Here is an 11,599-nt window from a genome sequence, read left to right on the forward strand (position 1 = left end):
CTTCGCCTCCTACACCGCAGCCTTGGCGGTCTCGACGATCACCTGGCGCGCGACGATTGCCGTTTCGTTTCGCTGGTTGGTGAAGGATGTCTTGAAGACGACGAACGTCAGCGTGCCTCCCTTCTTGCCTTCCTTGGTGTACACGTCGTCGATCGTCGTGTGCGCCGTCAACGTGTCGCCCGCCTGCACCGGCAGCAAGTACTCGTACTGCTGCTCGGCATGCAGCACGCGCATGTAATTGAGCCCGAGATCCGGCATCGGACCCACACGCGGCCAGAACGCCACCGTCATGGTGAATGTCGGTGGAGCCGGCGGCCCTTCCGTTTCATACTCGGGGCTCTCGTCCAGAATCGCCGCCGCAAACTCGCGGATCTTGCCGCGCTCGACGGGAATTACCGTGGTTCCAATGTCCATACCGATGATGGATTTGTCGGCCATGTTCCCTCCCACAGAAGATAGGGCCGCGCGAAGCATAGGCGATCGACCGAATACATCCGAAACTGATCCTGGAGGGGAACCGTGGCGATCGAAGTCGTGAAGCAAGACGGGCTCCACATCATCACGATCAACCGGCCGGAGCGACGCAACGCGTTGGATCTCCCGCACTTCGGAGCTCTCGCCGATGCGTGGATCGACTTCCGTGACGACGACGACGCCCGCGTCGCCATCATCACCGGCACCGGCGCGGACTTCTGCGTCGGCGCCGACCTGAAGTCGTTCGTGCCGATGGTCACAGACAACCTCGCCGACCTCGCCAGCGGCAAGAGCGAGATCCGCGCCGACGCCGGACTGGTCGCAGTGCTCCGGGAATTCGATCTTTGGAAGCCGGTCATCGCCGCGGTCAACGGGACGTGCGTTGCCGGCGGTATGGAGATGCTGCTCGGAACCGACATCCGGATCGCCAGCGACAACTCGACGTTCGGCATCTTCGAGCCCCGGCGCGGGCTGTTCCCCGGCGGCGGAACGACGGTGCGTCTGCCCCGGCAGATCCCCTTCCCGTGGGCGATGGAAGTTCTGCTGACCGCCGACTGGATCTCAGCTGAGGATGCCTATCGGATGGGGATCATCAACAAGATCGTCCCGCAGGATCAACTGCTGGACGAGGCGAAGAAGTACGCCGAGAAGATCATGTCCAACGCGCCCTTGGCGATCGAGGCGGTGAAGAAGTCCGTGTACACCGGGATCGGTCTTCCATTGAAGGAAGCCTTCGGATTCGAGCTGCAACTCGCGGCCGAGGTGTTCATGAGCGAGGACGCCAAGGAGGGTCCGCGCGCATTCGCCGAGAAGCGCGTGCCCGTCTGGCAACGACGCTAACAGCCGCCATGCGGGAGCCACGGGTGAACTTCTATCAGCCCTCTTGGGCAAAGCGACGTCGCGTCCTGATCACGGAGCGATCCAAACTCAACTACTCGAACTTCATCGACCGCCTCGCCGATCTGTACGGGGACCGCACCGCGTTCATGCTGGACGGGCCGATCGACTACCCCGGCTTCTCAGGGGATTGCCTGTCGTTCCGGGACGTGGCGCGAGTGGTGAATCGGATGGCCGGAGCATTGCGCGCGCTCGGGGTCGGCCCCGGCGATCGCGTCGGCTTGATCACCATGAACCGAGTTGAGATCGCTTTCGCCAACTTCGCGGCGGCGAAACTCGGGGCAATCCCGGTTCCGATGAACTTCATGCTGCGACCGAACGAGATCGACTTCATCGTCCAGAAGGCGGGCATCGAACTGCTTGTGTGCGATCCGCGCATCCTTCGCGGGACAATCAAAGACCTGTCGTCGGTGCCGAGCGTGAAGCATTGGGCGGTCATCGGGAACGAAGAGCCGCCCGAGGGAGTGACACTGCTGGCGGACCTGATGCGAGACGCGCCTGACTACGTCGAGTCGGCGAAGCCCTCATCTCTCGACGACATCGCTCTGTTGTTCTTCACCTCCGGGACAACCGGGTTTCCGAAGGGTGCGACGATGTCGCATGCGGCGGCCATGGTCGGCATCCACAACATCGGGCGCCTTGCCGCCCTGTCACCAAAGCTGAAAAGCAGGTTCGCTCTGCTCGTAATGCCGGTCGCTCACGCCGGTGGATACGCTCAAATGCTCCTGTATTTGGGGTTCGGGACGCCGGCATACTTCCTGTCGAAATTCGATCCGGAAGTGATCTTCGATGTCGTTGAGCGACTTCGCCCGACACTGTTCCCCGGAGCGCCGGCGATGTATCGCATCTTGTTGGACGCCGGTGCGGCGAAGAGGGACTGGAGTTCGGTGCGCGTGTTCGGCGGCGGAGCCGACGCATTCGACGATGACCTCGTGCGCGCGGTGCGCGCGTTGGGTGGCCGCAGAGTGCTGGGGTTCCACGTGAAGCCGATGTTCATCCGTGGGTACGGAATGGCAGAATCCAACTCCTACGTCACTGCGACCCCACCCTTCGAGGCCGGCGACAACTGCCTGGGATGGGTGACGCCTCCGGTGCGCTACCGCATCGTTGACGAAGACACCCGCAAAGACGTCGAGCGCGGCAAGCCCGGCGAACTGCTGCTTCGCGGGCCCAACATCACTCGCGGCTACTGGAACGACGACTTCGCGACCGAGCTGGCATTCGAGAACGGCTGGTTCCGCACCGGAGACATCGTCCGCCAGGGGAAGTGGCGAATGCTCTTCTTCGTGGGACGCTCGGCGGAGATCATCAAGTCCGGTGGGTACAAGATCTCGGCGAACGAAGTGGATCAGCACTTGACCCAGCACCCCGACGTCGAACACGCGGCCACCGTGGGTGTCCCGCACCCGATCAAGGGCGAGCGGCCCGTGGCGGCGGTCAAGCTGCGCCCGGGTGCGACCACGACACCCGAGGAGTTGCTCGAGTGGGCGCGCGAACGCATTGCCCCCTACAAGTGCCCACGCGAGATCGTGTTGATGGACGACATGCCGTTTACGTTCAGCCTCAAGCCGAAGCGGCGGGAAGTCCGCGAACGGCTTCTGGCGGAAATGAAAGAAGATCTCGAGTAAACGGCCGCGCCCGGACTACGGGTAGAAGATGCGAATCTTGGGGCAAAGGAACTTGTATCGGGACGGGTAGCGGCCTTTGCGGTCGGGCTTAGGGCACGTCCACGGGTACAGCGCCTTCAAACCGAGCACATCGCCGAGAGCCGGAGTCATCACGTGCCTGAACCCTTCAGGACACTCTTCGTAATACTCTCCACTGGCATCCGCGGAGATCCCGCCACGCATCGTCATCATGCAGTTGATCTGGTAGAAGAGGTCATTCAGGCCAAGCGTGTGTCCGAACTCGTGGAACACGACAGACCTAAGGTCCTGAATCCCGCCTTCTGCCTCGTGGATTCCCGTGAGGTTCAGCGGATAGGGCGGATACCACTTGGGCTCGGGCGTGCAGGAGTTGTCCTTCTGTTGACAGGGCGCGTCCTGCCAAGGGCCCGGCATGATCACGATCTCGAAACCTGTGATGTGGCCTGATGAATCCGCCCCGAGACTGGTCGTTGCGCCGGCAACCGTCCCAGGCGAGAACCCGACGACATTCTCGTTTTCGGCACCGACGACGGAGCCTGCGAGTTCGCCCCAGGACACCGGAGGTCGACTTGCGATCCCGCGGTAGTCGAAGTGCACGTGCGGGTTCCACAACTCCCATGTGGCGGCGGCCCCGCGGATGGCTGAGATCGCGTTCTCAGGCGTGATGAAAGGCGATCCGTAGGGCCAGATGCGGTACGGAACGTTGATCAGCCCGGATGATCCGATCGGCCAATGGAAGGGAAGATTCGTGTCCCCCGTGTAGGACAGCTCGTAGTTGCGGCAGGTCCTGGGGCCCGGGCAGCTCCCGGCATGTGCGGGAACCACGGCTGCGAAACAGGCGACGGCGGCGAGCACAACGATGACTTTCTTCGCCGCCGTCGCCTTTTGCATAACGCCTCAGATCATCCGCAGGGAGACGGTCTGGAGACACACATCGGCTGACGCAGCGGCCCCACGACCAGGTCGTAGCCGGTATCCACGAGCATCGGCTTGCTTGGGTCCACGACCGGAACGCACGTGCCGCCGACGTAGACGCAGGTTGTGGGCAGAGTGACGGTCAACTGCCCGCCCGGCTCCAGGCCGACCGGCTCTTGGAAGGTGGAATTTCCCCCGACCAGGACCTTGACGTCGAGCTTCAGGCCCGACGAAATGACGATGACGCCGGTATTGCCGATGTAGGTGCAACCCGGGGTACATGCCCACTCCTCGGCCATGACCCCTGCCGTGCTTTGGTCAATGTCCACCTTGACTACATAGGCAGTCTGTCCGACATCAACGCAAACGCCTACGGTGTAGTACTGAGCGTCCGAAAGGACCCCTACCTTGGCGACTCCCGCGGCATCTACGTAGGGCCAGCAACGTGAATCCATAGCGTTGGCGGCTGCCGGCACCACGAGAGTGGAACCGGCGATCAGCGCCGACACGACCAGGGCTCGGTACGAAGTGCGCATGGTCCATCCCCCTTGGACAGGTCCGGTTTAACACACCGGACAAAACGAAACAACACCGAAAATAGGGCGCGCGCGCGCGCGCTTGTCAATGGGTCGCGAGGTCTTGACAAATCGGACGCTGGAAGTGTTAAGTACCACGCAACACAAACAGTGTTCGGATTCAACGGGGGAGCCATGAGACCAGTTCCCATCGATGAGGTCTTTCAACAAGTTTCGGGTGAGGGAACTGCGGTCCGGTCTCCGGACTGGCACCGCATCGTGTCGGAGGGCCGCGTCGCGCGCGCGGCCGCCGACGGCGGGCACTGGCGGATCGGCGAACTCGCGATGCTGGTCGAGCGCCGCTACCGCGCAGGCACACTCAAGCGCTTCGCTGAGGAGATCGGTGAGTCCCTGGGGACAGTGAGGCGCCTGCGCTGGGTTGCGGCCGCCTACGACGGCGAAGCGCGAGCGCTTTTCCCCCAGTTGTCGCTGTCTCACTTCCAAGTCGTCGCTGCGCTCCCCGACCGCCTGATCTGGCTGGAGCGCGCGCAGCGCGGGTCATGGAGCGTCGACCGCCTGACGGTCGAGGCACGCACCGCGAACGCGCAGCCGCTCGCCGTCGACCTGCGTATGCGCCGACCAGTCGAGTCCGCGCTGCGCTCGATCGCACGCCTGACGAACTCCGCCGACGACCGCGCGCTGTCCAGGGCCGCGCGCGCCGGTCTGAGTGAATCCGTCGACGAACTTGCGCGCGAGGTCGAACGACTGCGCGCGCGCATCGAAAAGGCCGAACGTCGTCGCCGTCGCCGTCGCACTGCCGGCAACGGCGGAGGGCGAGCCGGCAGACTCACCCTCGCGGACGCACCGGCGGCGCGAACTACCGCCGCCGGACTTACGACCCCCTAGAGCGGCGTCGGCTCCGCCTGCGGCTCGGGAGGCGGCTTCGGCGAAGGGTACGGGACCGGCCCTGCATCGCCGCATCCCTCGATCCGGTCCGGCTGCCCCATTCGGAACCCCATGCCGGTCCCACCGGCGACGGAATACGCGGCCGCCGACCGATGGTTGTTCGACAGGTTCACGTCCGCAGGCGAACACAGGCGCGCATGCACGGTGGCATCCCCCACCGTCCCGGTGGCGTTCCAATCGAACGAGCGCCGCACCGACTCACCTGGGGTCACCGCCACCTTCGCGAAGCCGATCATCTGAGTCGCTCCGTCCGACGGCGTCGTCGCCCAGACGACCAGACGCGCCAAAGTAGCCTTCGTCCCGAGGTTGGACACGGCCACTCCGACGGTTCGCTGCGTTCCCAGCGGAACCAGCGGACCCAGGTCGGTCTGCACCGGAACGCTTTGCACCGTCAACCCGGTGATGGCCGGATCGGGCACAGGCAAGAACTCCAGTTCGGCATCAACGCCTCCCACGTCGGCGGCCTCCCGCACGACCACATCGTGTGCGGTTGCCTCGGTTCTTTGATCGTCGAACCACTCGGTGCGATAGCGACGCTTTCCGCCGCAGTCTGAGAACTTGACCTTGTAGATCCCGGGGGCGAGTCCGTAGATCGTGTAAGCGCCCTCGTCCCACGTATACCCCGAGCCACCCCACGCTCCGGTGCGCGCGTCGTGCGCCTCGACGCAAACCGACTCAGCCGGCCATCCCTGCGGATCGGTCACGGTCCCGCGGATCATCCCGGCAATGGTCAAGACCGCATCGATCCCAGGCACCTCTTCACCCTGCGTCACCCGTACCGGATCGGCCTGATCCACATCCGGCTTATCGTCGTACCACTCGGGGATGTGCTCCCCCACCCCGCGACCGGGCACCACAACGTCGGGGCTGTAATCGCTTCCTTCCTGGGGGGGTAGGACGCGGGCGAAGCAGTCAGAGAAATGAACCTTGAACTGCCCCGACTGAAGGCCACCCGCCGAGTAGCTTCCGTCCTCGGCCGTTGACGCCCATGCCGTCCAGCTTCCGTCATCGTCCACGACCTCGACGCAGACCCCCTCGATCGGATCGCCGCGCGTGTCGGTGACCGTACCGCTGATCGTGCCCCCCTCAGCCAGAACCGCATTGACGTCGGCAACCTTGTCTCCCTCGGAGACCTCCACCAGGTCGGCGGACTCGAAGTCCGGCTTGTCGTCGTACCACTCCTCCAGGAATCGACCGGACCCACCACAGTTGTGGAAGTGGATCCCGTACGCGCCGGGGGGGAGCCCCCCGACGGCATAGGTCCCGTCGCTTTGAGTCTCCGTCGCACCGAACCACTCTCCGCTCGCGTCGACGGCGGTGACGCAGATGCCCTCGATCGGGTCCTCAATGCCGTCGGTGACCGTGCCGCTGATCATGCCCACCGTGGACACGATCGCATTCACGCCTGCAACCTCTTCGCCTTCGGAAACCTCTACCGCGTCCGCCGACTCGAAGTCCGGCTTATCGTCAAACCACTCGGCCAGGAAGCGAACGGGCCAGCCGCAGTCGTGAAAATGGATCCTGTACGTCCCGGCAGGAACATTCAGTGAATATGTCCCCGACTCGTCGGTGGATCCGTCGACGAGGTACTCGTACTCCTCGGCGTACGCTTCGACGCAGACCTCGGCCAGCGGAACCCCGTCCGCATCGGTTACAACCCCGCTCACAACACCTCTGCCGACCGCGGACGCAGGAGCCGTCACCGACAAAGCCATCGCAACGAGCGTCACCGCAATCCACGCGCGAGTCGCCCTCATTCCCATCGCCTCCCGTCGTCCGGCGTTCGATCCGCCGCCCATTCTGCATGGTTTCGTCCGATACGACGCGTATCCCTGCCCAGAAGTTCGCTGTTTCCTTACCGACTCCGTTCCTCGCCCGCAGCCGCTTTGCCACGAGCGGTCGTCTCCGTTTCCGCCTGACGCTCGCTCGCAGCAGGGACGGAGGCGTCCAAGGGAGAACACTGTCCCGACGTCGCCGCATGGTCCGGCGTCGCAAGACCCGGCAGGAGGACACAATGGCGAAACAACGCGCGCGCGCGGCTGCACTGGCCTTGCTGATGGCGATGACATCCGGGCTCGCGCCGGCGCGCGCGCAAACGACCGTCGGCTGGGAATTCACAGCCTCGCCTTTTCGCCTGACGTATCTCGCTCCGGGCGGAGACCCAGTCACCGCGCAGGCTCCGGGGGATGCCGGGCCGGGAACGCGGATGAGCTACCGGCTGGGCGACGGCTCGATGCACTCGCTTACCAACCTCGTCGGCACTTCCTCCGACGGAGCGACCACCGAGTACGCCGTTGCCACCGATGAGCCCGGACGCACTGCCTCGGTGCGACTCACGCCGACATCTCGCGGCCTCAGCGTCGCGTGGAGCCTTTCGCCGTCCGATGACGTAACTGCCGTCTTCGAGGCGCTCACGTCCGGGCCCAGCGAGCACTTCTTGGGGTCGGGCGCGCGCGCGAACTTCGTCGACCTGCGCGGCAAGGTAGTCCCGCTGAAGGTCGGCTTCACGCCGAGCTACTTCGCCGGCACATGCAACCAAAGCGGAGTCCCGGTCCCGTTCTTCTTCTCCTCGGCCGGATACGGCATCCGTCTCGACACGACGAATCCGGGCCGCCTGGCGTTTGCGGGCGCCGCCGACGCTCCGGTGATTCCGCCGTGCCACAACGAACCCGATCCGTGCCCAATCGCGTCTCTTCTGCCGGACCGAACTCAAGCGTGCGTCAAGGCGTCTTCGCTGTCCTACGAGGTATACGCCGGCACACCCGCGGCGATGCTCGACTCCTACACCGCCGCGACCGGGCGCCCTCTGCTGCCTCCGCCCGCCGAGTTCGGCCTCATGAAATGGCGCGATGCGGTCTCGAGTTCGGCGGAAGTGCTGGACGACGTGACTCGCCTGCAATCTGAAGGAATCCCCATCACCTCGGTCCTCCTCGACAATCCCTGGGAGCGCAACGGGTGCGTCGGATCCCTCATCCCGGACGCGAAGTTCGACGATTTCGCAGCCATGATCGACGCGGTACACGCCGCCGGCGTCCGCTTCATGCTGTGGGTCGCGCCGTTCGTCCAACAAGGCTGCGTCGATGACGTCGGATATCCCGACGGCTCCTTCGTCGAGGGAAGAAGCCAGACCGAAGTTCCTTCGCCCTTCGACCAACTGCCGTTCGTCCCCGTTCCGCCCCGCGATATCGACTTCACGAATCCGGCGACGCTGGATTGGTACAAGCAGAAGCTCCGCGCCGTATTCGCGCTGGGCGTCGACGGCGTGAAGGCGGATCGCGCCGACGAAACCGACTTCGAGGATTCCACCTTCGCGGCAGGACCGGGCGCGAGCATCCACAACACCTACCCCGTGCTGTTCGCGCGCGCGGTGGCCGACGTCCTTCGTGAGTTCCGAGGCGACGACTACACCCTGATGCTGCGAGCCGGTTTCGCCGGCTCGCAGAGCGAAACCTACGGAATCTGGGCCGCGGATCAGATCTCATCGGAGGATGGCCTCCGTCAGGCGATCCGCATGGCCCAAACGAGCGGTGCCAGTGGATTCCCCATCTGGGGATCCGACGTCGGCGGCTACAGCGGACACGTCTCCGATCTCGCACTGGGATCAACCCCGGCCTCTACCGCGAAAGTGGTTCCAAGCGCCGAGCTGTTCATTCGCTGGGCGCAGCTCGGAGCCGTCTCGCCGATATTCGAAATCGGCGGAGGTGGACGGCACGCGGAGTTCTGGAACTACGGACCGCAGACGGTAGCCCTGTTCCGCAAGTTCGCGACCCTTCATTACGAGTTGTTCCCCTACCTCTACGAGCGCGCGCGCCGCGCGGCCGCGACCGGTGAGCCGATCCTGCGACCGCTCGGTTTCGACTTCCCCGGCGACGAACTCGCCTGGCAACACGACCTCCAACTCATGGTCGGGCCCGACATCCTCGCGGCCCCGGTCGCGCTCGCCGGCGAAGCGTCGGACACAACGGCCGGTGGGTCACACTCGGCCGTGTACCTGCCGGAAGGCGCCTCGTGGTGGAACCTCTACGGAGGCATCGAAGCACCCGGCGGATCAATGTCGATCGAACCTCAGCCCACAAGTCGCTTCCCACTGTTCATCCGCCGCGGCGCCGCGATCCCGTTCAACCTCCGCAACCCGGATGTATGGACAGAACCTTGGCGACCGGCCGACCTGCATCGTGAAGGTCGCGCCGGATGGCTATGGGTTCCCGGCATCGCCCCGACCCGATCATCGGCTACCGAGGCGGGAGTGATCTCAGGCGCGCGCGACGGCCGCGACCTCCTCGTGACGCTGGAAGGAGCACCGCGCGAGGCGCAAGTGTTGATCGCCGGAGTGGCGAAACCAGACCGTGTCGTCATCGACGACGTCGACGTTGCCGGCGCCCCAAGCGGCGCTGCGCTCAGAAGCGCGCAGACCGGCTGGACGTACACCAACGGTGAGTTCGGGGGAATCGTGTTGAAACTCGCCCCTCACAGCGGAACGACGCAGATTCGACTCACCCTTCCTGCGCCGGACGCGAATGGCCCAGCGTAATATTCCGCCCATGGGACTTCTCAACGGACGCAATGCGATCGTCACCGGCGGCGGCTCCGGCATCGGTCGCGCAACCTGCGCGCGCATGGCCGAAGAGGGCGCGCGCGTCACCGTGCTCGACATCGACGCTAAGGCCGCCTCGACGGTCGCCGACGAGATCGGAGGGCTCTCCGTCGCCGCAGACGTAACCAACCCGCGCGCGCTGGCTGCGGCAATCGAGGATGCGGCCTACACGATGGGCGGGCTGCACGTGATGTTCAACAACGCCGGCGCTGGGATGCTGTCGCCGCTGCACGACTACCCCTTCGAAGAATGGGACCGGCTCGTACGCCTCAACCTGTCTGCGGTGTTCTACGGAATGCGCACCGCCATTCCCCTTATGCGACCGTCCGGTGGCGCCATCGTGAACATGTCGTCGGTTAGCGGAACGCGACCGGCCGCCGGCGAAGCGCCGTACTCAGCATCGAAGGCCGGCGTCATCGCGCTGACACGCAGCGCCGCAATCGAGAACGGGCCGGCAATCCGCGTCAACGCCGTCTCGCCCGGATGGATTCGCACCGGCCTGACGGCGCCCCTTGAGCAGTTCCCCGACGTCGTCGAGGGGATCGTTCACAAGACACCAATGGCGCGTGTCGGGGACCCGGAAGATGTCGCGGACGTCGTGACGTTCCTGTGCTCGGATCGCGCGCGCTTCATCACCGGACAGAACATCGTCGTGGACGGAGGCATGACGCTGCACGGGGGCGCCGTCGACGGGATGCTCGACTACTTGCTCGCGCTCTCCGAACCGCCGCCGCCGCAGTAATCAGCCGCGCGCTTTCCGGTAGTCGGCCCTGACGCTCGCGCGATACAACGGCGGCGCGAGCGCCTTGAACAACAGGACCGCGCGATACCACGCAGGAACGAAGACTTCCGCCTGCTCGCGCTCGACGGCACGGATGACCGCCCGAGTAACCCGCGCCGGCGGCACCGGTTTGGGGAACTTCCGTACGTAAGGATGACCGCGGGCTTCGAAGAAGCTTGTCGCGACCGGGCCCGGGTTCACCGTCGACACGCGGATTCCGCACGGAGCCAGTTCGGCCGCAAGGGCCTCACTGAATCCGGTCACGGCAAACTTCGACGCGCAGTACCCTCCTTCGCGAGGCACCGCGATGAACCCCGCCATCGAGCAAACGTTGACCACGTGTCCGCTGCCGCGCGCGATCATGTCGGGCAGCACGGCCTTGGTCGTGTACAAGGTCCCGAGGTAGTTCACGCGAAGCATGCCCTCGAGATTCTCGACCGCGTCATCCGCGATGCTGCCGTAGGTCGCGTACCCGGCGTTGTTGACCAAGATGTCGGCGGGGCCGAGTTCGCGGCGCAAAGCCTCGATCGCCGCTTCGACCGACCCTCGATCTGCGACGTCGGCCACCGCGATTGCGCCGGATCCGCCACAAGACGCGAGCACGCGCTCGAGGTCGTCCTTCGCGCGCGCCACCAAACCAACGCGCGCACCGCGCGCGACCGCCGCGCGCGCCAGATCCTCTCCGATGCCCCTCGATGCCCCCGTGATGATCGCGACTTTCCCGCTCCAGCGCATCGACGACCTCCTCGTTCTCTGCGTTGACGGCATTCCGCTCGCGCGAGGCACAGTGTCGCACAACGCCGAGCGATCC

10 protein-coding genes are annotated in these 11,599 nt (G+C 65.0%); 5 read left to right on the forward strand and 5 right to left on the reverse strand.

Annotated features, from left to right (window positions below; all coding sequences use genetic code 11):
- Positions 1 to 9: 9 nt before the first annotated feature.
- Complete coding sequence (locus WDA27_06010; protein ID MFA5890489.1) at positions 10 to 438, reverse strand: MaoC family dehydratase N-terminal domain-containing protein; 429 nt, start codon at positions 436 to 438, stop codon at positions 10 to 12.
- Positions 439 to 519: 81 nt separating this feature from the next.
- Between WDA27_06010 and WDA27_06015 the strand changes: the two genes are divergently transcribed.
- Both WDA27_06015 and WDA27_06020 read left to right on the forward strand, forming a co-directional pair.
- The gene (locus WDA27_06015) at positions 520 to 1,314 is read left to right on the forward strand and encodes an enoyl-CoA hydratase-related protein (protein ID MFA5890490.1); all 795 of its coding nucleotides are present in this window, start codon (positions 520 to 522) and stop codon (positions 1,312 to 1,314) included.
- A gap of 8 nt (positions 1,315 to 1,322) precedes the next feature.
- Entirely contained in the window at positions 1,323 to 2,999 is a 1,677-nt protein-coding gene (locus WDA27_06020; GenBank protein ID MFA5890491.1) for a class I adenylate-forming enzyme family protein, read from the forward strand.
- A 15-nt stretch (positions 3,000 to 3,014) separates the two neighbouring features.
- Here WDA27_06020 and WDA27_06025 read toward each other — a convergent pair whose 3' ends face one another.
- Entirely contained in the window at positions 3,015 to 3,908 is an 894-nt protein-coding gene (locus tag WDA27_06025; GenBank protein MFA5890492.1) for a hypothetical protein, read from the reverse strand.
- A gap of 11 nt (positions 3,909 to 3,919) precedes the next feature.
- Positions 3,920 to 4,468 (reverse strand): hypothetical protein, encoded by a 549-nt coding sequence (locus WDA27_06030; protein ID MFA5890493.1) that lies wholly within the window; start codon positions 4,466 to 4,468, stop codon positions 3,920 to 3,922.
- A 174-nt stretch (positions 4,469 to 4,642) separates the two neighbouring features.
- On the opposite strand from WDA27_06030, the gene WDA27_06035 reads away from it, so the two are divergent.
- Positions 4,643 to 5,353 carry a hypothetical protein gene (locus tag WDA27_06035; protein ID MFA5890494.1) on the forward strand — a complete coding sequence of 237 codons (711 nt, stop codon included), beginning with the start codon at positions 4,643 to 4,645 and terminating at the stop codon, positions 5,351 to 5,353.
- Here the strand turns inward: WDA27_06035 and WDA27_06040 are convergent.
- Positions 5,350 to 7,170: a carboxypeptidase regulatory-like domain-containing protein gene (locus WDA27_06040; GenBank protein ID MFA5890495.1), complete on the reverse strand. Its 1,821-nt coding sequence runs from the start codon at positions 7,168 to 7,170 to the stop codon at positions 5,350 to 5,352. The two genes, WDA27_06035 and WDA27_06040, sit on opposite strands and share 4 nt — an antisense overlap.
- A 257-nt stretch (positions 7,171 to 7,427) precedes the next feature.
- Here WDA27_06040 and WDA27_06045 point away from each other — a divergent pair, with 257 nt between their 5' ends.
- Positions 7,428 to 9,944, forward strand: a complete 2,517-nt coding sequence (locus WDA27_06045) for a glycoside hydrolase family 31 protein (GenBank protein ID MFA5890496.1) — start codon at positions 7,428 to 7,430, stop codon at positions 9,942 to 9,944.
- Between the two features lie 10 nt (positions 9,945 to 9,954).
- A complete protein-coding gene (locus WDA27_06050; GenBank protein MFA5890497.1) occupies positions 9,955 to 10,749 on the forward strand; it encodes an SDR family NAD(P)-dependent oxidoreductase in 795 nt (264 codons plus the stop codon).
- Here the strand turns inward: WDA27_06050 and WDA27_06055 are convergent, their stop codons facing one another.
- Positions 10,750 to 11,523, reverse strand: coding sequence for an SDR family NAD(P)-dependent oxidoreductase (locus WDA27_06055; GenBank protein ID MFA5890498.1), 774 nt, complete (start codon positions 11,521 to 11,523; stop codon positions 10,750 to 10,752).
- Positions 11,524 to 11,599 lie beyond the last annotated feature (76 nt).

Source organism: Actinomycetota bacterium (assembly GCA_041658565.1).
GTDB lineage: Bacteria > Actinomycetota > AC-67 > AC-67 > AC-67 > JBAZZY01.